Below are 23,422 nucleotides of genomic sequence, written 5' to 3' on the forward strand. Positions count from 1 at the left end.
TCAGCTTATTGCCATGCAGATGGGCTGAATGTTATTTCAATGGCTCGCTTGTGGCTCACTTCAGGCATATTTTTGGTCTTATGAAAAGCCCTTCCCCAAGCCGAAAAATAAATAGCTATGCAAAACCGGGATAATATCCTGCAAGTTGGTCAGATTTATTAACCTGGGATTTACAGCTGGTAACTTGAATCGACGCAAATAAAGGCACCATCAGCCGCCTGCATGGCAAAAAGTGGGAGCCCCATCACCTTTATTGCTCTTTCTGGTCATGCATTGAATAGCAAAGTGAATATATTTCACTCTGTTGAGCCACCTCATAGAAACCGGATCCCGGTTTGCATCCGCTGGCGAACGCCCCCTAGAATCCTCCCGTCTGAATCATCAAGCCGATTTATTTCTCCCTTATCCGTTTGCACGCGCCGGCGGCACCGGCACAAGGCTTTACACAGTGATGACCATGGTCCCCTGCCCTCGTCGCCCTGCGGCGGGAATGGGCAACTGTTGCCGCCATCATGGGTATCGCCCTGCGTGACGCATTCGGCCAGGGAAGAACAACGCGGCCTGACCCTACATCAAAAACGAAAAAGGAGTATCGCCATGAGTGGTACCATCATCAAGTCAGCCAGAAATACCGCCAGTGCACCGCAGGATCTGAGCCCCAGCACCCAGAGCGTGGCGTTCTCCCACTACAACAATATCTCCGCCCAACTGCCGGTCGACCCGAAAACGGGCGCGCTGGTCGCAGGGGATATCAAGGCGCAGGCCAGACAGTGCCTCACCAATATCAAGGCCATCGTCGAGAGCATCGATCATGTGATGGATGACGTGGTCAAAATCACGGTGTTTCTCAAAGAGATTGCCGATCTCGACGCGGTCAACGCCGTCTATGGCGAGTTCTTCCCGCGCTTGCTGCCGACTCGCACCGTGCTGGCGGTGGCCGGTCTGCCGCTCGGCGCCGCCGTGCAGATGGACGCGCTCATCTCCAACGGTGAAGGCACCTTCCCGCAAGCCCCCTGCCCGCTGCTGAAGCTCTCCCGCAACAGCGACAAGGCGCCGCAGGATCCGCTCTCGACCCATACCGTCGCCTTCTCCCACTACAACAATATCGGTGCCCAGCTGCCGGTCGATGCCGCGTCGGGCCAGCTGGTCGCCGGTGGCATCCAGCAGCAGGCTGGCCAGTGCCTGCGCAATATCAAGCACGTGCTGGAGAGCATCGATGTGCCGTTTGACGATATCGTCAAGGTCACCGTCTATCTGACTGATCTGGCCGATCTGGACGCCGTCAACGAGGTCTACACCACCTTCTTCCCGGACTCCGCCATTGCCCGTGCCGTCGCCTACCTGCCGGCGCGCAGCGTGATCGTGGCCTCCGCCCTGCCGCTGGGCGCCCGGGTGCAGATGGATGCGGTCATCTCCCACGGTGACGGCACCCCGCCGCAGCTGGTGGAAGACAGACACAATCTGGTGATCAGCGCCCGCAATACCGACAAGGCACCGCGCAGCCCGCTGCACACCCAGACTGTCGCCTTCTCCCACTACAACCACATCGCCGGCCAGCTGCCGGTTGATCTGGCCACCGGCAAGATCCTGACCGGTTGTGTCAAGGAGCAGACCGCCCAGTGCCTCGGCCATATCAAGACCATCGTCGAGAGCATCGGCCACGTGATGGACGATATCGTCAAGGTCAATATCCAGGTGAAGAACATCGCGGATCTGGCGGACGTGGATGCCATCTACACCAAATACTTCCCGGCCTATCTGCCCGCCCGCACCGTGATTGGTGTGAGCGAGCTGCCCGCCGGCGCCCTGGTGCAGATTGATGCGGTGATGTCCAACGCGGAAAGTACCCCGCCGCAGGCATAAGACATGCCCTGAATAATAAAAAGAGACCGGCTGAATGCCGGTCTCTTGTTTGGTAACAGGAAGGGATATTATGGCATCGACGCAGATATGCGAACGTTCGATGACGCTTCGCCAATCGAACCTGCGGGCCAATAACACGCTATCGAATATGGTGCTTTAGTTCAGCTTCCCACTGTTTGAACAATGTAAAGTCACTCTCGGCTCGACTCTTGGCTGCCGTGAACCATTGCACCCCTACCTCATCAGAATGCCTGAACTCCAACCGAAACTCATACTTGGTACTTATCACCAGTGCCAGACATGCACCAATCAAAAATGCAATAGCAGGAAGAATCCATGTAATAACCTGACCTTGTGCATCCGTTGGCACAAATATGAAAAGTAAACTGGAAGCAATGGCCCCCAACATAATCATATTGAGTATTTTGTCTCTCCAGGAAAGGACCCGAACCTGTACATTCGATATTCTTCCTAGATCGTAGCTGTCCTTATTTACTTGTAGTTTCTGTGCTGACTGATTGATGACAATGGAACAAGACATGGGAAACTCCATTTCAGATATACGTCACATGACATTTTTATAATCAAGAACTCTTCATGAAAAACTGACCGCCATCCCGACAACCCTGCTGCATGACACCAAGCAGCCAGCAACCATCAAATAGCCCGAACGTTGCCAACCAGGCTTGTTCAATGGACGCTACCGAATATTGGTTTATGCCTTGTAATGACGGGGGTAAGCCGCCCAACATGGTATCGTATGACGCCAAACTTGAAAGCAAATTCAAAAGAAAAAGGGAGATTGATCAAATAATCGATCTGAATACCTCCCGTATCGGCCCACACACTATTTCGTCATACCCAAGCAGCCATAAAAAACGCCCTCCATCTTGCGATGGAGGGCGTTTTATCGTTCCGGCTATTGAGTCAGCTTGACCCAATATTCAGCGATTACAGGGATTCAGCAGTCGCAACCACGTTTTCCACGGTAAAGCCGAATTCCTTGAACAGCAGCTCGGCCGGCGCAGACTCACCGAAGGTGGTCATGCCGATGATCTTGCCGCCAAAGCCCACGTACTTGTACCAGTAGTCGGCGATACCGGCTTCGATGGCCACACGCTTGGTGACGGAGGCCGGCAGGACAGACTCTTTGTACTCGGCAGACTGGGCGTCGAACACGTCGGTGGCCGGCATGGAGACCACGCGCACGGCACGGCCCTTGGCAGTCAGCTGCTCATAGGCGGCAACGGCCAGTTCCACTTCGGAACCGGTGGCGATCAGGATCAGCTCAGGCTTGCCAGCACAATCCTTCAGCACGTAGCCACCCTTGGCGGTGTCGGCCAGTTGCTGGGCGCTGCGGTCCATCTGGGCCAGGTTCTGACGAGAGAAGATCAGCGCAGTCGGGCCGTCGGTACGCTCGATGGCGTGCTTCCAGGCGATGGCGGATTCAACCTGGTCACACGGGCGCCAGGTGCTCATGTTCGGGGTCAGACGCAGGGAAGCGATCTGCTCGACCGGCTGGTGAGTCGGGCCATCTTCACCCAGACCGATGGAGTCGTGGGTGTAAACGAAGATGGCGCGCTGCTTCATCAGGGCGGCCATGCGCAGGGCGTTGCGGGCGTATTCCATGAACATCAGGAAGGTGGCGCCGTAGGGGATGAAACCACCGTGCAGGGCGATACCGTTCATAATGGCGGACATGCCGAACTCGCGTACACCGTAGTGGATGTAGTTGCCGGAGGCATCGTCGTTGGTCAGGGACTTGGAACCGGACCACATGGTCAGGTTGGACGGCGCCAGGTCGGCAGAGCCACCCATGAACTCCGGCAGCAGCTTGCCGAAGGCTTCCAGCGAGTTCTGGGACGCTTTGCGGGTCGCGATCTTGGCCGGGTTGGCTTGCAGGGTTTCGATGATCTTGGCGGATTCAGCGGCCCAGTTGGCCGGCAGCTCGCCAGCGGTACGGCGCTTGAATTCGGCAGCCAGGGTCGGGTGAGCGGCTTCATAGGCGGCAAACTTGGCAGCCCAGTCGGCTTCCAGTTTGGCGCCCTTCTCCTGACCGTTCCACTCGGCAGCGATGTCGGACGGGATAACGAACGGCGCGTGGTCCCACTTCAGGAAGGCACGGGCGGCGGCGATCTCGTCATTGCCCAGCGGTGAACCGTGGCAGTCGTGGGAGCCGGACTTGTTCGGGGAACCGTAACCGATGATGGTGCGGCAGCAGATCAGGGTCGGCTTGCCGGTCTCGGCCTTGGCGGCTTCGATGGCAGCGTTGATCGCTTCCGGGCTGTGGCCGTCAACGGCGGCAATCACGTGCCAGCCGTAAGCTTCGAAGCGCTTGACGGTGTCGTCGGTGAACCAGCCTTCCACGTGACCGTCGATGGAGATGCCGTTGTCATCCCAGAACGCGATCAGTTTGCCCAGTTGCAGGGTACCGGCCAGGGAGCAGGCTTCGTGGGAGATACCTTCCATCAGGCAGCCGTCGCCCATGAAGGCGTAGGTGTAGTGGTCGACGATGTCGTGACCCGGCTGGTTGAACTGCTCGGCCATGGCCTTCTCGGCGATCGCCATGCCCACGGCATTGGTGATGCCCTGACCCAGCGGACCGGTAGTGGTTTCAACGCCCGGCGCGTAACCGTACTCCGGGTGACCCGGGGTGCGAGAGTGCAGCTGGCGGAAGTTTTTCAGATCGTCGATGGAGAGGTCATAACCGGAGAGGTGCAGCAGGGAGTACAGCAGCATGGAGCCGTGGCCGTTGGAGAGAATGAAACGGTCGCGGTCGGCCCACTTGGGGTTGTTCGGGTTATGTTTGAGGTGGCTGCGCCACAACACTTCGGCGATATCCGCCATTCCCATGGGGGCGCCCGGGTGACCGGAGTTGGCTTTTTGAACGGCATCCATACTCAATGCGCGAATGGCATTGGCAAGCTCTTTACGAGAAGGCATCTGTATCTCCTGCGATTGCTTCATTTGATGGCCAAGATTAAGGCGCGTTATTGTCCCAGCAGGGGGCGCGGCGTGCAAATATTATCTGGGCGAATAAAGTGGCTTTGGGAGCTCAATCGCTTTTCTTGACAGGGCAAACGATTGAGCCGTAACCGCTTTACACCCCAAATGGGGTAAAGCGCGGATCTTGTTCGGCCAGGGGGCGGTAAAACCAAAATAGTGCTGGCAATCGAGGGGGGCGCTAACTAAAATGGACGTCCAGATGTAGATACCTCTACAATCATCCTATCATCACCCGGTTATTGCTGCGGCGATAACCCCAGACAAGCTGAGAATCCCATCATGGCAAAGCTGTTTACTTCCGAGTCGGTCTCCGAAGGCCATCCCGACAAGATTGCGGACCAGATCTCCGATGCGGTCCTGGACGCCATCCTCAAGCAAGACACCAAGGCCCGTGTCGCCTGCGAGACCCTGGTCAAGACCGGCATGGTCATGGTGGCCGGTGAAGTAACCACCACCGCCTGGGTAGACATCGAGCAGATCGTGCGCGACACCGTGCGCGACATCGGCTACACCCACTCCGACATGGGCTTCGACGCCGACTCCTGCGCCGTGCTGAACGCCATCGGCAAGCAGTCCCCGGACATCAACCAGGGCGTTGACCGCAGCGATCCGCTGGAGCAGGGCGCGGGCGACCAGGGCCTGATGTTCGGCTACGCCACCAACGAAACCGACGTGCTGATGCCGGCCCCCATCACCTACTCTCACCTGCTGGTGAAGCGTCAGGCTGAAGTGCGCAAGAACGGCACCCTGCCGTGGCTGCGCCCGGATGCCAAGAGCCAGCTGACCTTCGCCTACGACGACTCAGGCAAGATCATCGGTGTGGATGCCGTGGTTCTGTCTACCCAGCACGCCGAGTCCATCAGCCACAAGGATCTGGTGGAAGCGGTGCGCGAAGAGATCATCAAGCCGGTACTGCCGGCCGAGTGGGTCAACAAGGACACCAAATACTTCATCAACCCGACCGGCCGTTTCGTCATCGGCGGCCCGATGGGTGACTGCGGTCTGACCGGTCGCAAGATCATCGTCGACACCTACGGCGGCATGGCCCGTCACGGTGGTGGCGCCTTCTCCGGCAAGGATCCGTCCAAGGTTGACCGCTCCGCTGCCTACGCCGCCCGCTACGTGGCCAAGAACATCGTCGCCGCCGGTCTGGCCGATCGCTGTGAAATCCAGATCTCCTACGCCATCGGCGTGGCCGAGCCGACCTCCATCAGTGTCGAAACCTTCGGCACTGCCAAGGTGGCCGAGGATCTGCTGGTCAAGCTGGTACGCGAGCACTTCGAACTGCGCCCGTACGGCCTGATCCAGATGCTGGATCTGAAGCGCCCGATCTACCAGGCCACTGCCGCCTACGGTCACTTCGGTCGCAACGAGTTCCCGTGGGAACAGACCGACAAGGCCGAACTGCTGCGTTCCGCCGCCGGTCTGTAAGCGTCACGCTTGTGGTATAAAGGGGAGCCTGGCTCCCCTTTTGCTTGTCCGCCATTTGCCGAGAACCCGATGTCCGTCACCGCTACCCGCCTCGACTCTGCCCTGCACCAGCAGTTGCTCGCCCGTGTCGATGCCTGTTTTGTGCAGGCCGAAGCGCGCCTTGGCCGCCCCTTTCCCCGCCCGCAAGTCCATTGCAACATGCGTGGCCGGGCGGCAGGGTCGGCGCGGCTGCAAACCTGGGAGCTGCGCTTCAACCCGGCCCTCTATCAGGCCAACCAACAGGCGTTTCTGGCCGAGGTGGTGCCCCACGAGGTGGCCCACCTGCTGGTTTATGCCCTTTGGGGTGAACATAGCGGCGAAGGGCGTGGCAGATCGCGGGTGCTGCCTCACGGCCGCCAGTGGCAATCGGTGATGCGGGAGGTGTTCGGCCTTGAGCCCAGAACCACCCATAGCTTCGATCTGGCGGTCCTGGCGCAGCCGACCATCCCCTATCGCTGCCTCTGCCAGCAGCATCAGCTGTCGGTGCGCCGCCACAACAAGGTGGTGCGCGGCGAGGCTCGCTACCACTGCCGCAGCTGCAAGCAGCCGCTGGAACGGGCTGGCTCGTCGCAGTAAGCCAGCCGGTGTTGCGTCCCTGTGCTAGGGTGCCTCTCTGCTTTTTCCGCCAACCATCTCATTGCCAAGGATCACCATGTTTCGTCCCCTGCTCTCTCTCGCCCTGACCCTGCTGGTCAGTCTGCCCCTGCATGCCCAGACCTTTCGCGCCGCCAAACAGGATCTGAACCGCCTCTATCAGGATCACCCGGTTACCTTCTATTGCGGCTGCAAGATTGACTATCAGGGCAAGAAAATGAGCCCGGATCTGGCCAGCTGCGGCTATGAGCCGCGCAAGCAGCCCAAGCGCGCCGCCCGCATCGAGTGGGAGCACGTGGTACCGGCCTGGGAGTTCGGCCACCAGCTTCAGTGCTGGCAGCAGGGCGGTCGCAAGAATTGCGGCAAAAGCGACGAGTTCAACCAGATGGAGGGGGACATGCACAACCTCTTCCCCGCCATCGGCGAGGTGAACGGCGATCGGGCCAACTTCCGCTTCTCCGACTGGAATGGCACCCCGGATCAGTACGGCCAGTGCCGGATGCTGGTGGACTTCAAAAATCGCCAGGTGCAGCCGCCCAAGGGGCCGGTACGTGGCCAGATCGCCCGCGCCTACCTCTACATGAGCCAGCAGTATGGGCTGCGTCTGGCGGCGCAACAGCGTAAACTGTTCGAAGCCTGGGACAGGCAGTACCCGGCCGACGGCTGGGAGTGCGAGCGCAACCGCCGCATCGGCAAGCTGCAAGGCAATACCAACCCCTTTATTGAAAAGCAGTGCCGATAACCCCATCTATGGGCACAAGGGATTTAAACCCCCTCTTCTTGAACCAGAGACTGACACTGAGCCATGCGCATTCCACGTATCTATGAACCGGCCGCCCTGCAGGTGGGCCAGACCCTCGCCCTGTCGGAAGACGGTGCCAACCACATCGGCCGGGTGCTGCGCATGCAGCCGGGTCAGCAGCTCGAGCTGTTCAACGGCGACGGCAACCAGTACCCCGCCACCATCGCCAACGTCGGCAAGAAGTCGGTGGAAGTGACCATCGATAGCTGCGACACCCGCTCGGTGGAATCCCCGCTGGCCATCCACCTCGGTCAGGTGATCAGCCGCGGCGACAAGATGGACTTCACCATCCAGAAATCGGTGGAGCTGGGCGTCACCTGCATCACCCCGCTCTTCTCCGAGCGCTGCGGCGTCAAGCTGCCGGCCGATCGACTGGAGAAAAAACGCGAGCAGTGGCAGAAGGTGGTGATCAGCGCCTGCGAGCAGTGCGGCCGCAATACCGTGCCCGAGGTGCGCATGCCGATGGAACTAGACGCCTGGCTGGCGGAAGAGACTCAGGAGCTCAAGCTCAACCTGCACCCGCGCGCCCCTTACAGCATCAACACCCTGCCAATCCCTGAGCACGGCGTGCGCCTGCTGATCGGCCCGGAAGGGGGCTTGTCGAGCGACGAGATCGCCCGTACCGTGCAGGAAGATTTCAAAGAGATGCTGCTGGGGCCGCGGGTGCTGCGCACCGAAACCGCCGCCCTGACGGCGATTACTGCGCTGCAATGCCGATTCGGCGATCTCGCTTGATCCCATCGGCCGCATTGAGCAGCCGCACGGCAACCTCGATGCAGCCGCAAGCGGCCGATTACGCTGCGCTAATCGACCCTACAACCCCCTCGAGCCATTAAGAAGGAACAGCGGATGACCATTAAACTCGGCATCGTGATGGACCCCATCTCGGCCATCAACATCAAGAAGGACTCCAGCTTCGCCATGCTCGAAGAGGCGCAAAAGCGCGGCTACGAGCTGTTCTATCTGGAGATGAAGGATCTCTACATGGAGGCCGGCCGCGCCTTTGGCACCATGCGCCCGCTCACCGTCAAATATGACTATGCCGACTGGTACACGCTGGGCGAGGTGGTGGATCAGCCCCTCTCCAGCCTGGACGTGATCCTGATGCGCAAGGATCCGCCGTTCGACACCGAGTTCATCTACGCCACCTACATGCTGGAGCGGGCCGAGGATGAAGGCTGCCTCATCGTCAACAAGCCGCAGAGCCTGCGTGACGCCAACGAGAAGCTCTACACCGCCTGGTTTGCCGAGCACACCCCGACCACGCTCGTCACTCGCAGAGCCGACAAGCTGCGCGCCTTCCACGCCAAGCACAAGGATGTCATCCTCAAGCCGCTGGATGGCATGGGCGGCGCCTCCATCTTCCGCATGAAGGAGGATGACGCCAACGTCGGCGTCATCATCGAGACATTAACCTCTCACGGCAGCCAGTACTGCATGGCGCAGACCTATCTGCCCGCCATCAAGGATGGCGACAAGCGGGTGCTGGTGGTGGACGGTGAGCCGGTGCCCTACTGTCTGGCCCGTATTCCGGCGCAAGGGGAGACCCGTGGCAACTTGGCGGCCGGTGGCCGTGGCGAAACGCGCCCCTTGAGCGACGCGGACTGGGCCATCGCCCGCGCGGTGGGCCCGACGCTGAAAGAGAAGGGACTCATCTTCGTCGGCCTCGACATCATCGGCGATCGGCTGACCGAGATTAACGTCACCAGCCCGACCTGCATCCGCGAGATTGAAGCAGCCTTCGATGTGCACATCACCGGCATGCTGATGGATGCCATCGAGCGTCGGCTGGCCAAGGCTTAAGCGGCCTCAACCCAGCTACGACCACAGGCGATAAACAACAGAGGCGGCCCCGGGGCCGCCTCTTTTCTATCCTGTTTTTTTCCATCCTGCCTCTGCCCATCAGCAGCGGAACTGCCCCACCTTTGCCTTGAGTTCGCTCGATAGCTGTTCCAGCTCGTGGCAGCTCTGGTTCAACTGGGATGCAGCCTCTGTCGACTCGCTGGCGATGTGGGCGATATTGACCACATTGCGGCTGATATCCTCGGCCACCTTGCTCTGCTCCTCCGCCGCCGTGGCGATGTGGGTATTCATCTCGTTGATCACGTTGACCGAACAGACTATCTCGCCAAGCGCCTGACCGCAGGCCAGCACGGTGCGGTTGGACTGCTCCACCTGATCCAGTCCCAGCTCCATGCTGGAAGCCGCCTGAGTAGCCCCCTGCTGTAACTTGACGATGGTCTTGCCAATCTCCTCGGTGGAGCGCTGGGTTCGCTGGGCCAGGGTGCGCACCTCGTCGGCCACCACCGCAAAACCCCGTCCCTGATCACCGGCCCGCGCCGCCTCGATGGCGGCGTTGAGCGCCAGCAGGTTGGTCTGCTCGGCGATGCCGCGAATGGCATCCATCACGCTGCTGATATTGCGGCTGTCATCGGCCAGCTGGGTGATCATGGCGGCGGTGTTCTGGATCTGGGACGACAGCCCCGACATGCACTGGATGGCGTCCGCCACTATCTGGTGACCGTGCCGAGCACTCCCGTCGGCATGGCGCGCCGCATCGGCAGCGTTGTTGGAGCTGTTGGCCACTTCCGCCACGGTCGCGCTCATCTGGTTCATGGCCGTCGCGGTCTGATCGGTCTCGGCCTGCTGCTGGGCGAAGCGCTGGCGGCTCTCGACGCCGATATGGGCCAGCTGGGCCGACTCCCTGGCGAGCTGCTCCGCCATGCCGTTGATCTGGGTGATGAGTTCGCGAAAATGGCAGATCACGTCGTTGAGGGAGTGAGCCAGTCCGCCCATCTCGTCCTTGCGCAGCACAGGTGCCAGCTTGCTCAGATCGAGATCCCTCTGCATGCCGCGCAAGATCCCGCCCATGGCGGCCAGGGGCTGGCTGACGCTGCGCCCGGCCCACACCCCGAAGAACAGGATGCAGGCGCCGCCGACCACCAGCAGCAAGATAAACAACCGGTTGAGCTGCACCCTGAGCCCGTTGAGCTCGGTCATGTTCTTCTCGGCTTCCTTCAGCTGATACTCCACCAGGGCGCTGATCCCGTCGCTGACCGGGTCGATCACCCGATAGAGCGGCATGATATGGGCGGCCAGCTGACCCTGATTGCTCCCCTGCATGTCGGCCAGGATCTGCATCACCGCCTCAATCTCCTGGTCTGCCGCCGCAAACAGCCCCTGCATCTGGTCGGCTTCCCGCTGCTCGGCATGGCTCATCGGCTGGCTGCGGTAGCCCTGCCAGATGCGCTTGATCTCCTGCTGGGCGGCATTCATGTCCGCGCGCGATCTGGCGGGGTCAAAACCCCCCACATTGGCCTTGTTGGCCGCATCGATCACCTTGACCGCGTAGAGATCGGCGATCTGCTTGAGCTCCTTGAGCTGCACCACCTCCCCCTGATACATGCTGTTCATGCCAGCCATCAGCTGGGACATCGCCTGGACAGCCCCGATCACCAGCAGCACCAGTGCCAGCAGGGGTACCACACAGCCCAGGATCAACTTCTGTCTGATCGAAATACCTTCCATGGTGTTATCTCCATCCTGGCTGCGGCGGGGAACCGGCCCGCAAGCGGTAAAAAGCGGTTTTGCCCGCCTCGGCGAACTGCCATAATTGACCCAAATACCTTTGCAATATTTGGCCCATATGCAAACACTGCAAAATCACTTCCTGCTCGCCATGCCGAGCCTCTCCGATCCCTATTTCGAGCGTTCGCTGGTCTACCTGTGCGAACACAGCGAAGAGGGTGCCATGGGGCTGGTGGTCAACATCCCGGTGGACATGTCGCTGGATGCCATGCTGACCCAGCTCAAACTGGCGCCGCCCCCCAGCCCCGAGCTCAAGCAGCCGGTGCTGCAGGGAGGGCCGGTGCACGCCGACCGCGGTTTCGTGCTGCACAGCTTCCGACCCGGCTTCAACTCCACCCTGCAGGTGGGGGATGAGCTCATGGTCACCACTTCCAAGGATATATTGGAAACCCTGGGCACCGAGGAGGCCCCCGCCCACTGGCTGGTGGCGCTCGGATATGCCGGCTGGAGCGCCGGCCAGCTGGAGCAGGAGCTGGTCGACGGTGCCTGGCTGGTGATACCGCCCAATCCGGATCTGGTGTTCAAGACCCCGATCCATCAGCGCTGGCAGCAGGCCGCCGCCAGCATAGGGGTCAACCCCATCCATCTATCCAGCGACATCGGCCACAGCTGATGCCGTTTGCCACGCATTTTGCGAGGCATTTTGAGGAATCAATGCAATGTCATCACGCAGTATCATGGGCTTTGACTACGGCACCAAAAGCATAGGGGTGGCCATCGGTCAGGAGCTCACCGGCACGGCCCAGCCCCTGCGCGCCATCAAGGCCAACGACGGCATCCCCAACTGGGACGATATCGACAAGCTGCTCAAGGAGTGGCAACCGGATCTGCTGGTGGTCGGTCTGCCGCTCAACATGGACGGCACCGAGCAGGAGATCACGGTGCGGGCCCGCAAGTTCGGCAACCGGCTGCACGGCCGCTTCGGCAAGCAGGTGGAGTTCAAGGACGAGCGGCTCACCACCACGGATGCGCGGGCGCGTCTGTTCGAGCGGGGAGGTTATCGGGCGCTGGAGAAAGGCAGCGTGGACGGGGTCTCCGCCCAGCTCATTCTGGAAGCCTGGATGGAAGAGCAGTACGGTTGACAGACGGGGGAGAGGCAGGTCAAGCCTGCCCCTCCCCATGCCTGCATCAGGCCTTGGCCTGTTGCGAGAGCAGACTCTCCCCTTCTTCACCCTGGCCGGCATGCATCATGCGGTTGAGCCAGGGCACCATCAGCGCCATCACCACCGCCACCAGCAGCGTCACCAGCCCAATCTTGCCAAACACGTCCGTGTAGATGGGCAGGGTCTGCAGCGGATCGGTCACCCCTTGCGGCACGGCGGTAAAGGTCGCCACATAACCCCCCAGCAAAGAGGCCATCGCCTGGGTCAGGAACCACATCCCGAGGATGAACCCCATCAGCCGCTGCGGCACCAATGCCGCCACCATCGCCAGCCCCAGGGCGCTGATCATCAGCTCTCCCAGACTCTGGAACAGATAAATGAGCACCATGAACCAGGGCGAGGTGAGCCCCTGTGCATCGGCAAACCAGATGCCGGAGGCTGCCGCGGTGAGAAAACCGAGGGAGCAGAACAGCATGCCCAGGGTGAACTTGAGCGGCATGGTGAGATCCCGCCCCTTGCTGCCCAGCCGGGTATAGATCATCGCCAGCACCGGGCTGCCGACCACCACCCAGAAGGGGTTGAGCGCCTGGAAGCTGATGGGGTTGACGCTCATCCCCAGCATCTCGTGATGCATGTTGTTGATGGCAAAGAAGTTGAGCGAGGTCGGCATCTGGGCGTAGAGCACGTAGAACACCACGGCTTCCAGCATCAGCACGAAGGCCACGTACATCTTGTTGCGAGCCACCGCATCGAGCTTGAAGGCCTCGCGAAAGAAGAAGATCACCACGGCCAGGGTCACCGTCATCAGCACCATGTTGGCGATCACCACGTGGTGCATCAGCCAGGCGCAGAAGAAGACCAGCGCCACCGATCCCAGCAAGACCAGCAGCAGCTTGCCGTAATCGAGCGGCAGATGGTCGGGTTCGGAGCCGATGTCCCTGACCATGTGGCGACAGGCGAAGAAGGTCAGCAGCGCGATGACCAGACCCACCCCGCACAGGTTGTAGGTCACCGTATAGCCGTAGTGATCGGCGATGACCGGCGCCAGCGACAGCGAAATGAGCGAGCCGATGTTGATCGACATGTAGAACAGGGTGAAGGCCCCATCCAGTCGGGGATCGCCGCGCTCATAGCACTTGGCGAGCAGACTGGCAGGGTTGGCCTTGAACAGGCAGTTGCCGACCGCGATGGTGCCCAGTGCATAGAAGATGAGGTCGGGATTGTAGATGGACATGCCGGTCATGAAATAGCCGATGACCAGCACGATGGCCCCCAGCACCATGGTGCGCTTGGTGCCCAGCACATGGTCACCCACATAGCCGCCCACCGAGATGAGGCCATATACCAGCGCCGAGAAGGCACCGAAGGTGATGAACGACTGCTCCTGTGAAAATCCCAGTTGCTGGACGAAGAACACCGCCAGGATCCCCTGGACGCCGTAATAACCGAAGCGCTCCCAGAGTTCGACGAAGAAGATCATGAAAAAGGGTTTGGGCTGTTGCAACAACCCGGTCGGGGCCGATGGACGCATGCTAACCTACCTGTCTTGGTGTTTTTTATTGGTGTGATATGGGGCCGCCGCACGGATAAGTGTGCGCGGGCACCTCTGTCTGTGGTGATCACCACTGTGCTCGCAGCGGCGGATGGTCAGCTGGCAGGGCTGGGAATAAGCCGGATGGCTCCTGACACGATAAGGTGGGGATCGGGCGGCTTCATGCCCGGCACAATATTCCGCAGGCGTTTGGCAACGGGCTGGCAGCCGCTTGTAGCCGTCATCGTACACCGGACACTCTCGCGACAATTGTAAAAGCCGAAAAACCGACAGATTACATGATAAGACACTACTATTAACGCAAACCAATAGCCGATCACACTTCACTTGTTGCAATAGGTGAAGTTTTCTAATGAAACCACATTAGTTTTATTGGTGCAAACGGATCTGTTTTTCCCGCTGCCAACCCTCTATGCATAAAAAAACGCCGGACTGGCCGGCGTTTTTCAATATGGTGTTGGCGACCCGTGGGCCGTCCGCCAAGTGTGGCGGATCAGGGGGCCAGCTGGCTCAAAATGGCATGGGCCGCGCTGATCCTGGCTTCGTTGGGGTAATTGCGGTTGGCCAGCATGACGACACCGATCCCTTTGGCGGGCACGAAGGCCACATAGGCACCAAAGCCGTTGGTCGAGCCGGTCTTGTTGTAGAGTCGCGCCCCCCCCGTCTCTTGGGACGCGGCAACAGGTTTGACCGGGTTGGCATTGTAAATCACCGCCGAGGAGTTGCCCGCCAGCAGCGTCTGCTCGCTGACGGGATAGGGGTAACTCTCCCAGCCCAGCCCCTGGGTCATCTCGCCGACCGAGTAGCGTCCTTGGTGGGTCAGGGAGATGGCCTGCTGCAACGCCTTGTCATCAACCCCGCTGATATTGGCCTTCACGAAGGCGAGCAGATCCGCCGAGTTGGTCTTGATGCCGTAGGCCTCGTCGGCCAGCATGCCGGGATTGACCCTGATGGGCTTGTCCTCTTTCGAATAGCCATAGGCATAACTCGCCATGGCCTGCTTCGGCACATCGAGATAGGTGTGATGCAAGCCGAGCCCGGGCAGCAGGGTCTGCGCCATCAACTGGGCAAATGGCTGCTGCAGGCTGCTCGCCGCCAGATAGCCGAACAGGCCGATGCTGGGGTTGGAGTACTGACGATGGCTGCCCGGCTGATAGGCTGGCGTCCACTGGCGATAGTAAGCCTGCATCTGCTCGACCGATTCCACCTCGTCGGGGAATTGCAGCGGCAGCCCGCCGGCACTGTAGGTGGCGAGCTCGGCCATGGTGACGCCATCAAAGGCGGAGCCCTTGAGCCAGGGCGCGTGCCGGCTCACCTTGTCATCCAGCCCAATGCCCCCCTTGACCACGGCGTAGGCGCCGAGGGTGGCGGTATAGGTCTTGCTGACCGAACCAATCTCGAACAGGGTCTGCTCGCTGACCTTGGTCCCGGCCGCCATATCGGCCAGCCCGTAGTTGAAGTAGTGGGCCTGTCCCCCCTTCAGCACGGCGACCGCCATGCCCGGGATCCTGTGCTGCTTGAGCATGGGGCGGATGGCGTCATCCACCACAGCGTTCAGCGGATCGACGGGGGCTGCCAGGGAGAGCGGGGCAAGCAGCAGGGTGCCGAGGGCCAGCAGTGGCAGGGATCTGGTCTGTTTCATGGCAAAAATCTCAGTATGTTCAGGAGCTGTCAGCCTAACCGGCCTGCGTGTGCCGAGCATGAGCCTGGGTGAAGTCTGTGTGAAGTCGCCAGCCAAATCATCCAGATTCAATGAGTTATCCATGACTTGCCCTCCTTGCCATGCGGCTGGCGTATAAGCTGTAGGGGAAGCATCACACAGGGAGGCGCACGTGCAGACACAACCACAGATAACCCGGCTGCTGACGGCACTGGAGCAGGTGATCCTCGGCAAGCCGTTGCAGCTCAAGATAGCGCTGGTGACCCTGCTGGCCCGCGGCCACCTGCTGATCGAGGATCTGCCCGGCATGGGCAAGACCACCCTGGCTCACGCCCTGGCGCAGGTGCTGGGGCTCGACTGCCGGCGGGTGCAGTTCACCGCCGATCTGCTGCCGGCCGACCTGCTGGGGCTGCAGATCTTTGATCCCCACCAGCAGCAGTTTCGCTTTCACCCGGGCCCCGTCTTTGCCCAGGTGCTGCTGGCGGACGAGATCAACCGCGCCAGCCCCAAGGTACAGAGCGCCCTGCTGGAGGCCATGGCCGAGGGCAAGGTGAGCATAGAGGGAGAGAGCCACCCGCTGCCCTCCCCCTTCTTCGTCATCGCTACCCAGAACCCGGCGGATCAGGCGGGCACCTATCCCCTGCCGGAATCCCAACTCGATCGCTTCGCGGTGCGCCTCTCCCTCGGTTTTCCCACGCAGGAGGCGGAGCGCCGACTGCTGCGCGGGGCCAGCCAGAGCGCGCCCCTCGAGCGGCAGCTGAGCGCCGCCGAGCTGGCCGCCCTGCAGGCCGAGGCGGCGCAGATCCACCTCTCCGATGCCAGCCTCGACTACCTGCTGGCGCTGGTGCAGCAAAGCCGCTTCGACGCCGACCTGCCGCAACCACTCTCGCCTCGCGCCGCCCAGACCCTGCTGGCGGTGAGCCGGGCCTGGGCGCTGGTGGCAGGCCGCCGCTTCGTCAGCGTGGAGGATGTGCAGGCGGTTTTCCCCTACGTGGCCGAACACAGGCTCAGGGGCAGCTTCGGAGTGCAGCGCGGTGAAGCCTGCCCGCTGAGCCAGCGCCTGCTGGCCCGGGTCGATCCGGATCGCCCCTGATGAACTGGCGCCAGCGCAGGGCCAGGTGGCAACAAGGCTGGCTGGCCCGGCGCATCCCGCCAGCCCGCCAGATCACCCTGCAGGGGCGCAGCCTGTTCATCCTGCCCACCCGGCTCGGCCTCTGGTATCTGCTGGTGATGCTGGCCATCTATCTGCTCGGCACCAACTACCAGAACAACCTGGTGTTGCTGGTGGCCTACGGCCTCGGCAGCCTGTTCATGGTCACCATGTGGCTCACCCACCGCAACCTGCTGGGGCTGTCTCTGCTGGGGGGGCCCGCCGTGCTGGGAGAGGCGGGCAGCCCCCTGCCCATCCCCATCGCGGTGCGCAGCGAACGGCTGCTGCAGGCACTGCAATTCTCCCTCAATGAAGGGCGGCTCTGGCTGGCGCAGGTGGATGCGGTGCCGCAACCCCTGCTCCTGCCGGTGCAGGGCCCCCGGCGCGGACGCCTGCCGCTGGAGAGGCTGCGGGTGGAGAGCCGCTACCCCCTCGGCCTGTTTCGCTGCTGGACGCTGCTGGACCTGCAACTGGAGGGCTGGCTCGCGCCGGCCCCCGAGTATGGCCCCCTGCGCGGGGAGGCCGCGACCGATGCGGCGGGCAACCGGGGGCAGCCTACCCCGGCCTCGATGGGGGATTTCGACATGCTGCGGGCCCACCAGAGCGGGGAGCCGCTGAGCCGGGTCGCCTGGAAGCAGCTCGCCCAGGGACATGGCCTGCTGGTAAAGCAGTTCTGCGAGCCGGGGCAGGATGATACCCACCTCAGCCTGCAGCGGGTCGGCGGCCGGGATCTGGAGCAGCGGCTGGCGGTGCTCACCTGGTGGTGTGACGACTACGCCAAGCGGGGCATTCCCTTCAGCCTGACGCTGGCGGGCCGGACGCGCGGGCCGGACAGCGGCGCCGCCTTTTTGCAGCGCTGCCGGCTGGCGCTGGCCCGCGTCGATGCCATAGAGCCGGCGCAGGAGACCGACCTCGATGCTGCTCGATAACCGGCGTCTGCTGCCGCTGCTCGCCCTGCTGCAACTGCTGCTGATCCCGGCTCTCTGGCCCCAGCTGCAACTCTGGGTGGTGGCCGTTTCACTGCTCACCCTGGGCGTGCGGGCCATGATGCAGTGGCGGGGCTGGCGTCCGCCGCCCGCCGCCGCGCTGGCACTGCTGGCCATGCTGGGCGTGGCGCTGCTTGGCTGGCAGTGGCGCCAGCTCGGCACCCTGCCGGCCCTCATCAACCTGCTCTGGCTCGGCTACGGCCTCAAGCTCATCGAGGTCCGGCGAGAGCGGGATGTGGAGCAGGTGCTGCTGCTCGCCTTCTTTCTCGTCGCGCTGGCGCTGGTGCAACGGCAAAGCATGGGGTGGGCCCTGGCGATGATGGCTGCACTCTGGCTGGCGGTCACCACCTTGCTGGCGGCGGTGCAGCCCCTCGGCCAGCGGCTGTGGCGCCGTGCCGGGCTCATCCTGCTGCTGGCCATCCCCCTGCTGCTCACCCTGTTTCTGCTGCTGCCAAGGCTGGCGCCACTGTGGCAGATGCCGAGCAGCAGCCGGGCCCTCTCCGGCCTCTCGGAGGAGGTGGCTCCCGGTAACATCAGCGAGCTGGTCAACTCCTCCGAGCTGGCCTTTCGCATCACCTTCGCCGCCGCGCCGCCCCCGCCGAAGGAGCGCTACTTCCCGCTGATGCGCCAGGAGCTGTTCGATGGCCGGCGCTGGTTGCTCAGCGAGCAGGTGCGCCGCTGGCAACAATCTCAATCCGTGCAGATGCTGCCGGCGGCCAACCCGGCGACGCCGCTGCCGGCCGGCAGCTATCAGGTGATCACCGAGCCCCAGCGCCTGCGCTGGACCCTGGCCCAGACCAACCCCGAGGTGTTGAGCGGCCCGGTCATCTTGAGCCCCCTCGCCACCCTCTATCGCCAGGATCGGGGGGATGGCCGCGTCAGTTACCGGGTCAGCACGGCCGCCATGGCGCCACCAGCCGATGACGCTGCCCGTCACCTCAACCTGCAGTTGCCCGCCGGCGGCAACCCCAAGGCCCGGGCCCACGCCCTGGCGCTCAAGGCCCGCCATCCGACGCCGGAGGCGCTGGCCGCCGCCCTGCTGGGCGAGTTTCGCCAGGGCGACTTCTACTACACCCTGCAGCCGCCGCGGCTGGGACAAGACGGGGTGGATGACTTTCTGTTCGAGAGCCGGCGCGGCTTTTGCGGTCACTACGCCACGGCCACCGCCTTCGTGCTGCGGGCGGCCGGCATCCCGGCCCGGCTGGTGACCGGCTACCTCGGCGGCGAGTGGAATCCGAGGGGCAACTACCTGGAGGTGCATCAGTTTGATGCCCACGCCTGGGTGGAGTATCTGGATGAGCAGAACCGCTGGCAGCGGCTCGATCCCACCGCCGCAGTGGCCCCCCAGCGCATCGAGGGGGGCATGCCGGCGGCCCTTGGCGGCGAGTTCGCCGCCGCTGACCCCCTCTCCTTGCAGCGCTATCGCAACTGGGCCCTGCTCAACCAGTTGCGCTGGTGGGGGGCCAATCTCGACTACCAATGGACCCGCTGGGTGCTCAACTATGATGCCGCCAGCCTGTGGCAGCAGCTGGGACAACGCTGGCCGGTGCTGGCCGGCCATACTCACTGGCTGATCCTGGCCGCCCTGCTGGGGGTGGCCAGCCTGGTGGGTGGCCTGCTGATCTGGCGCGGCCCCGCTCCGCTCCCCCTGCGGCTATGGCAGCCCCTGCGCCGGCGCGCCGCCCACCATGGCTGGCAGCCCTTGGCGGGGGAGAGCCTGGCCAGCTGGTGCGAGCGCCTCGCCGACCTCAGACCCTCTCTCGCGCGGCCACTGCAACAGGGCGCCTGGCTCTACCGGCGCTGGCGTTATGCCCCCTTGTCGGCTGCACAGCGCCACCGCACCTTGCGCCAGCTACGGCGGCGGTTACGCCAGATCTGCCGGCGCTGGGATGCCCGCCACTGACGGCAGTGCAACGTCAACACACCTTGCACACGCTGCGGCCACGGCTGCGCCAGATCTGCCAGCGCTGGGATGCCCGGTACTGACGGCAGTGCAGCATCAACACACCTTGCACAAGGTGCGGCGACGGCAGCGCCAGACCTGCCGGCGTTGGGATGCCCACAGCTGACGGCGATGAAAACAACGCCCAAACGAAAGGGGAGCCAGTGGCTCCCCTTGTTGTCAGACAACGGCGACTGCGAGGCTTATGCCTGCTTGCTGTTTTGCGCCGGATTGTCCCAGATCCCCTCTTCCAGCTGGCTGCGGATCTCGGGGTACTTGTTGGCGTCGAAGGTGGGCACCTTGCCCAGCTTGAGCTGGTCGTTGTAGTCCCGCGCCAGCTTGATGGCCACCCCGGAGAGCAGCAGAATCGCCACCAGGTTGACGATGGCCATCAGCCCCATGGAGACGTCCGCCATGGCCCACACGGTCGGCAGCTCGCCCACCGAGCCGAACATCACCATGCCCAGCACGAACATCCGGAACAGCATCAGGCCGCCCTTGTGGTTGTGCTCGAGGAACACCAGGTTGGTCTCGGCGTAGGAGTAGTTCGCCACGATGGAGGTGAAGGCGAAGAAGAAGATGGCCGCCGCGATGAAGATGTTGCCACCGCCACCGATCTGGGAGGAGAGCGCCCTTTGGGTCAGCTCCACCCCGGTGATGCCGGAGCCCGGTTCAAACTGGCCGGACATCAGGATGATGGCGGCAGTACAGGTACAGATGACGATGGTATCGAGGAACACCCCCAGCATCTGCACATAGCCCTGGGAGGCCGGGTGCGGCGGATAGGGCGTCGCGGTTGCGGCGGCGTTGGGAGCGGAGCCCATACCGGCTTCGTTGGAGAAGAGACCGCGCTTGATGCCGTTGATCATCGCCTGGGAGATGGCGTAGCCCAGCGCACCGGAGCCGGCCTGCTCAAGACCGAAGGCAGACTTGATGATCAGGCTGAACACCCCCGGCAGCTCGCTGATGTTCATGGCCACCACGAACAGCGCCATCAGGATGTAGGCCAGCGCCATGAAGGGCACGACCAGCTCGGCGAAACGGGCGATGCCGCGAATGCCGCCGAAGATGATGAGACCGGAGAGCACCACCAGCGCCAGACCGCTGACCCAGTCGGGGATGCCGAAGGCCACGTTCATCGCCAGGCTGATGGAGTTGGCTTGTACCGCGTTGAACACCAGACCGAACGCCAGGATCAGGCAGAGCGAGAACAACACCCCCATCCAGCGCATGCCGAGCCCCTTCTCCATGTAGTAGGCGGGGCCGCCACGGTAGTTGCCGTCCTCATCCTTGACCTTGTAGAGCTGGGCCAGGGTGCTCTCGACGAAGGCGGTCGCCATGCCGATGAAAGCGATCAGCCACATCCAGAAGATGGCACCCGGGCCACCCAGATAGATGGCCACCGCCACCCCGGCCAGATTGCCGGTACCCACGCGGGCGGCAAGGCTGGTACAGAGGGCCTGGAAAGAGGAGATGCCGGCGTTGTCTGATTTGCGGCTGTTGCGCAAGACGGAGAACATGTGGCCGAAGTGGCGGATCTGGATAAAACCCAGGCGGAAGGTGAAGAAGATGCCGACGCCGATGAGCAGGTAGATGAGCACGGCTCCCCACATCAGGTCGTTAATCATTGCGATCAAGGTGTCCATATTTCTCTCGTTGTTATCACATCCATGGTCAGTCTGCGCTGACCCCTTGCTGTCTGTTTCTGAATTTGCGGTTCACTAAAGGGGCGGAATCTAGCATAGCGAGGGAGTTCAGAATAGTGATCGGGATCACTGCGGAAACAAAAAACGAGCGATCCAGTGCATTAAAGCTTCATTTAACTCGCAAAATTTCAACAAAACTGAGAATCCAATCAATCAGCCGACAAATTAGACCCAAAAGAGCACTTTTTGGCAATTATCTACATAGAGGTAGAGCAAGCAGAGAAGGGGGCAAACCATTACGCAAGCGTTTATCCATCCGGGTAGCCAAAACCCCCTTGTTTCGCCAAACGTTTTACACGTAATAAAATTTCAAGAGGCTGATCTGACAATTTGTGTGATCGATGCCACAAAACCGATAATCAACCAAAAAAGTTGTTTTTGGCGGCCGCTAAATTCACTCTGGCAAAAATGATAAAAGTCGTTTTTTATCAAATACTTTTAGCCACTCTTTCCCACTGCGGCCAGGGAGTGGCTGATAAGCATACAGCCCCCCCTATTGCAGGATGAGCCACATCCGTATTAATTAGGCAGGCAATGACGATGGGGCACACCCATCGCGCTTTTCTGAGCCTGAGTCGCCGGGATTTTGTAATTTTATTTCAGAACTGTCGTCTCACGCCCGCCACCCCCGAGCCAGCACCCTTTGCAAGAGAGTGCGCCCTCATAAAGAGATGATATTTGCCATGGCCGATAAATTAACCCAGCTGAAAGCCCTGACCACAGTTGTCGCCGACACCGGTGATATCGAAGCCATCAAGCGCTACCAGCCCATCGATGCCACCACCAACCCCTCTCTGGTGTTGAAGGCATCCGAGATCCCCGAATACGCGGCGCTGATCGAAGACGCCATCAACTGGGCCAAAGCCCAGAGCCAGGACAAGGCACAGCAAATCATCGACGCGGGCGACAAGCTGGCGGTCAACATCGGCCTGGAAGTGCTGAAAATCGTCCCGGGCCGCATCTCCACCGAAGTGGATGCCCGTCTCTCCTTCGATACCCAGGCCAGCATCGCCAAGGCCCGCAAACTGATCCGTCTCTACAACGAAGCCGGTATCAGCAACGATCGCATCCTGATCAAGCTGGCCTCCACCTGGGAAGGCATCCGTGCCGCCGAGGTGCTGGAGAAAGAGGGTATCCAGTGCAACCTGACCCTGCTGTTCTCCTTCGCCCAGGCCCGTGCCTGTGCCGAAGCCGGCGCCTTCCTGATCTCCCCGTTCGTCGGTCGCATCCTCGACTGGTACAAGGCCAAGCACAACCGTGACTACACCGCCAGCGAAGATCCGGGCGTGGTTTCCGTCACCTCCATCTACGACTACTACAAGCAGCACGACTACCCGACCGTGGTCATGGGCGCCAGCTTCCGCAACACCGGCGAGATCCTGGAACTGGCCGGCTGCGACCGTCTGACCATTGGCCCGGCCCTGCTGGAAGAGCTGAGCAAAACCGAAGGCGCCGTGGTCCGCAAGCTGAACTACACCGGCGAGCGCAAAGCCAAACCGGCTCCGATGACCGAAGCCGAATTCCGCTGGGAACTGAACCAGGACGCCATGGCCCACGAGAAGCTGGGCGAAGGCATCCGCATGTTTGCCATCGACCAGGGCAAGCTGGAAACCATGCTGGCCAGCCGCCTCTGATGAGAGCCGTCATGAGCCGATGAAAACCGGGTTCCCGCAAGGGAACCCGGTTTTTTTATGAGCGTCGGACCCTTGTCATGTGTTCGTCACGAAAACGTTTTATTTTCAATGCCGTTATGTTATACGGATGGTGAAAACGAGAATAACCAAGGAGGGAGCCATGGAAATGTTCAACTTCGAATATGACGATGTAGTTGAGCTCGGTTCACGTAGCCGCGGGACAACGGGAAAGAAACGTAAATGGCGTGAGATTGAGGCGTTGAAAGACAAACACCGCCTGCAGAAGGAGCTGCAATCCATCGACATCGCCTACGAAGGTCTCTCAGACGAGATCGAACTGTAAAAACAAGGCCCCGGTTAACCGGG

General features: G+C 61.6%; 19 protein-coding genes. 13 read left to right on the forward strand and 6 right to left on the reverse strand.

Annotated elements, in window-relative coordinates; genetic code table 11:
• The first annotated feature begins 597 nt into the window (after window positions 1–597).
• Window positions 598–1,863, forward strand: a complete 1,266-nt coding sequence (locus PG900_RS13630; protein ID WP_270797841.1) for a RidA family protein — start codon at window positions 598–600, stop codon at window positions 1,861–1,863.
• 139 nt (window positions 1,864–2,002) lie between these two features.
• Here the strand turns inward: PG900_RS13630 and PG900_RS13635 are convergent, their stop codons facing one another.
• Window positions 2,003–2,404 (reverse strand): hypothetical protein, encoded by a 402-nt coding sequence (locus PG900_RS13635; protein ID WP_270797840.1) that lies wholly within the window; start codon window positions 2,402–2,404, stop codon window positions 2,003–2,005.
• A gap of 410 nt (window positions 2,405–2,814) precedes the next feature.
• Entirely contained in the window at window positions 2,815–4,806 is a 1,992-nt protein-coding gene (gene tkt, locus PG900_RS13640; RefSeq protein ID WP_016351585.1) for a transketolase, read from the reverse strand.
• Between the two features lie 342 nt (window positions 4,807–5,148).
• On the opposite strand from tkt, the gene metK reads away from it, so the two are divergent.
• The 5 genes from metK to gshB all read left to right on the forward strand — a co-directional run bounded on the left by metK (window position 5,149) and on the right by gshB (window position 9,538).
• On the forward strand, window positions 5,149–6,300 hold the full coding sequence (gene metK, locus PG900_RS13645) for a methionine adenosyltransferase (protein ID WP_270797839.1): 1,152 nt from the start codon (window positions 5,149–5,151) through the stop codon (window positions 6,298–6,300).
• A gap of 69 nt (window positions 6,301–6,369) precedes the next feature.
• A complete protein-coding gene (locus PG900_RS13650) occupies window positions 6,370–6,915 on the forward strand; it encodes a SprT family zinc-dependent metalloprotease (protein ID WP_270797838.1) in 546 nt (181 codons plus the stop codon).
• Window positions 6,916–6,991: 76 nt separating this feature from the next.
• Complete coding sequence (locus PG900_RS13655) at window positions 6,992–7,675, forward strand: endonuclease (protein WP_060390007.1); 684 nt, start codon at window positions 6,992–6,994, stop codon at window positions 7,673–7,675.
• Between the two features lie 63 nt (window positions 7,676–7,738).
• Window positions 7,739–8,470 (forward strand): 16S rRNA (uracil(1498)-N(3))-methyltransferase, encoded by a 732-nt coding sequence (gene rsmE / locus PG900_RS13660; protein WP_029304178.1) that lies wholly within the window; start codon window positions 7,739–7,741, stop codon window positions 8,468–8,470.
• A 114-nt stretch (window positions 8,471–8,584) separates the two neighbouring features.
• On the forward strand, window positions 8,585–9,538 hold the full coding sequence (gene gshB, locus PG900_RS13665; protein ID WP_270831618.1) for a glutathione synthase: 954 nt from the start codon (window positions 8,585–8,587) through the stop codon (window positions 9,536–9,538).
• Between the two features lie 99 nt (window positions 9,539–9,637).
• Here gshB and PG900_RS13670 read toward each other — a convergent pair whose 3' ends face one another.
• Window positions 9,638–11,263 carry a methyl-accepting chemotaxis protein gene (locus tag PG900_RS13670; protein WP_270831619.1) on the reverse strand — a complete coding sequence of 542 codons (1,626 nt, stop codon included), beginning with the start codon at window positions 11,261–11,263 and terminating at the stop codon, window positions 9,638–9,640.
• 118 nt (window positions 11,264–11,381) lie between these two features.
• Between PG900_RS13670 and PG900_RS13675 the strand changes: the two genes are divergently transcribed.
• Window positions 11,382–11,936, forward strand: coding sequence for a YqgE/AlgH family protein (locus PG900_RS13675; protein WP_016351591.1), 555 nt, complete (start codon window positions 11,382–11,384; stop codon window positions 11,934–11,936).
• 46 nt (window positions 11,937–11,982) lie between these two features.
• Window positions 11,983–12,405, forward strand: coding sequence for a Holliday junction resolvase RuvX (gene ruvX / locus PG900_RS13680; RefSeq protein ID WP_011706917.1), 423 nt, complete (start codon window positions 11,983–11,985; stop codon window positions 12,403–12,405).
• A gap of 46 nt (window positions 12,406–12,451) precedes the next feature.
• Here the strand turns inward: ruvX and dtpB are convergent, their stop codons facing one another.
• Window positions 12,452–13,957: a dipeptide/tripeptide permease DtpB gene (gene dtpB, locus PG900_RS13685; protein ID WP_102988207.1), complete on the reverse strand. Its 1,506-nt coding sequence runs from the start codon at window positions 13,955–13,957 to the stop codon at window positions 12,452–12,454.
• A 514-nt stretch (window positions 13,958–14,471) separates the two neighbouring features.
• Window positions 14,472–15,620: an FOX/MOX family class C beta-lactamase gene (ampC, locus tag PG900_RS13690; protein ID WP_270831620.1), complete on the reverse strand. Its 1,149-nt coding sequence runs from the start codon at window positions 15,618–15,620 to the stop codon at window positions 14,472–14,474.
• A 190-nt stretch (window positions 15,621–15,810) separates the two neighbouring features.
• Between ampC and PG900_RS13695 the strand changes: the two genes are divergently transcribed.
• The 3 genes from PG900_RS13695 to PG900_RS13705 are packed head-to-tail and all read left to right on the forward strand — an operon-like array spanning window position 15,811 to window position 19,677.
• Window positions 15,811–16,731 (forward strand): AAA family ATPase, encoded by a 921-nt coding sequence (locus tag PG900_RS13695; protein WP_016351595.1) that lies wholly within the window; start codon window positions 15,811–15,813, stop codon window positions 16,729–16,731.
• A complete protein-coding gene (locus PG900_RS13700) occupies window positions 16,731–17,717 on the forward strand; it encodes a DUF58 domain-containing protein (RefSeq protein ID WP_270831622.1) in 987 nt (328 codons plus the stop codon). The genes PG900_RS13695 and PG900_RS13700 overlap by 1 nt, the downstream gene beginning before the upstream one ends.
• Window positions 17,704–19,677 (forward strand): transglutaminase TgpA family protein, encoded by a 1,974-nt coding sequence (locus tag PG900_RS13705; protein WP_270831624.1) that lies wholly within the window; start codon window positions 17,704–17,706, stop codon window positions 19,675–19,677. Before PG900_RS13700 ends, PG900_RS13705 begins: the two co-directional genes overlap by 14 nt.
• A gap of 242 nt (window positions 19,678–19,919) precedes the next feature.
• Here PG900_RS13705 and PG900_RS13710 read toward each other — a convergent pair whose 3' ends face one another.
• Window positions 19,920–21,362 carry an alanine/glycine:cation symporter family protein gene (locus PG900_RS13710; protein WP_011706925.1) on the reverse strand — a complete coding sequence of 481 codons (1,443 nt, stop codon included), beginning with the start codon at window positions 21,360–21,362 and terminating at the stop codon, window positions 19,920–19,922.
• A gap of 743 nt (window positions 21,363–22,105) precedes the next feature.
• Between PG900_RS13710 and tal the strand changes: the two genes are divergently transcribed.
• Together tal and PG900_RS13720 are read left to right on the forward strand one after the other, a co-directional pair.
• Window positions 22,106–23,056 (forward strand): transaldolase, encoded by a 951-nt coding sequence (gene tal / locus PG900_RS13715; protein WP_016351598.1) that lies wholly within the window; start codon window positions 22,106–22,108, stop codon window positions 23,054–23,056.
• Between the two features lie 160 nt (window positions 23,057–23,216).
• Window positions 23,217–23,399 (forward strand): DUF3545 family protein, encoded by a 183-nt coding sequence (locus PG900_RS13720; RefSeq protein WP_016351599.1) that lies wholly within the window; start codon window positions 23,217–23,219, stop codon window positions 23,397–23,399.
• Window positions 23,400–23,422: the final 23 nt, after the last annotated feature.

Origin of the sequence: Aeromonas sp. QDB03, from assembly GCF_027707985.1 — a bacterium.
GTDB lineage: Bacteria > Pseudomonadota > Gammaproteobacteria > Enterobacterales > Aeromonadaceae > Aeromonas > Aeromonas hydrophila.

What these genes read in the sequence shown, in the direction of transcription:
- PG900_RS13720 (WP_016351599.1), top strand. Translation starts at nt 23,217, where the DNA reads ATGGAAATGTTCAACTTCGAATATGACGATGTAGTTGAGCTCGGTTCA.
- PG900_RS13675 (WP_016351591.1), top strand. Translation starts at nt 11,382, where the DNA reads ATGCAAACACTGCAAAATCACTTCCTGCTCGCCATGCCGAGCCTCTCC.
- PG900_RS13670 (WP_270831619.1), bottom strand. Translation starts at nt 11,263, where the DNA reads ATGGAAGGTATTTCGATCAGACAGAAGTTGATCCTGGGCTGTGTGGTA.
- rsmE (WP_029304178.1), top strand. Translation starts at nt 7,739, where the DNA reads ATGCGCATTCCACGTATCTATGAACCGGCCGCCCTGCAGGTGGGCCAG.
- tkt (WP_016351585.1), bottom strand. Translation starts at nt 4,806, where the DNA reads ATGCCTTCTCGTAAAGAGCTTGCCAATGCCATTCGCGCATTGAGTATG.
- ruvX (WP_011706917.1), top strand. Translation starts at nt 11,983, where the DNA reads ATGTCATCACGCAGTATCATGGGCTTTGACTACGGCACCAAAAGCATA.
- PG900_RS13630 (WP_270797841.1), top strand. Translation starts at nt 598, where the DNA reads ATGAGTGGTACCATCATCAAGTCAGCCAGAAATACCGCCAGTGCACCG.
- metK (WP_270797839.1), top strand. Translation starts at nt 5,149, where the DNA reads ATGGCAAAGCTGTTTACTTCCGAGTCGGTCTCCGAAGGCCATCCCGAC.
- tal (WP_016351598.1), top strand. Translation starts at nt 22,106, where the DNA reads ATGGCCGATAAATTAACCCAGCTGAAAGCCCTGACCACAGTTGTCGCC.
- PG900_RS13705 (WP_270831624.1), top strand. Translation starts at nt 17,704, where the DNA reads ATGCTGCTCGATAACCGGCGTCTGCTGCCGCTGCTCGCCCTGCTGCAA.
- PG900_RS13710 (WP_011706925.1), bottom strand. Translation starts at nt 21,362, where the DNA reads ATGGACACCTTGATCGCAATGATTAACGACCTGATGTGGGGAGCCGTG.
- PG900_RS13650 (WP_270797838.1), top strand. Translation starts at nt 6,370, where the DNA reads ATGTCCGTCACCGCTACCCGCCTCGACTCTGCCCTGCACCAGCAGTTG.
- PG900_RS13635 (WP_270797840.1), bottom strand. Translation starts at nt 2,404, where the DNA reads ATGTCTTGTTCCATTGTCATCAATCAGTCAGCACAGAAACTACAAGTA.
- PG900_RS13655 (WP_060390007.1), top strand. Translation starts at nt 6,992, where the DNA reads ATGTTTCGTCCCCTGCTCTCTCTCGCCCTGACCCTGCTGGTCAGTCTG.
- PG900_RS13700 (WP_270831622.1), top strand. Translation starts at nt 16,731, where the DNA reads ATGAACTGGCGCCAGCGCAGGGCCAGGTGGCAACAAGGCTGGCTGGCC.
- dtpB (WP_102988207.1), bottom strand. Translation starts at nt 13,957, where the DNA reads ATGCGTCCATCGGCCCCGACCGGGTTGTTGCAACAGCCCAAACCCTTT.
- gshB (WP_270831618.1), top strand. Translation starts at nt 8,585, where the DNA reads ATGACCATTAAACTCGGCATCGTGATGGACCCCATCTCGGCCATCAAC.
- ampC (WP_270831620.1), bottom strand. Translation starts at nt 15,620, where the DNA reads ATGAAACAGACCAGATCCCTGCCACTGCTGGCCCTCGGCACCCTGCTG.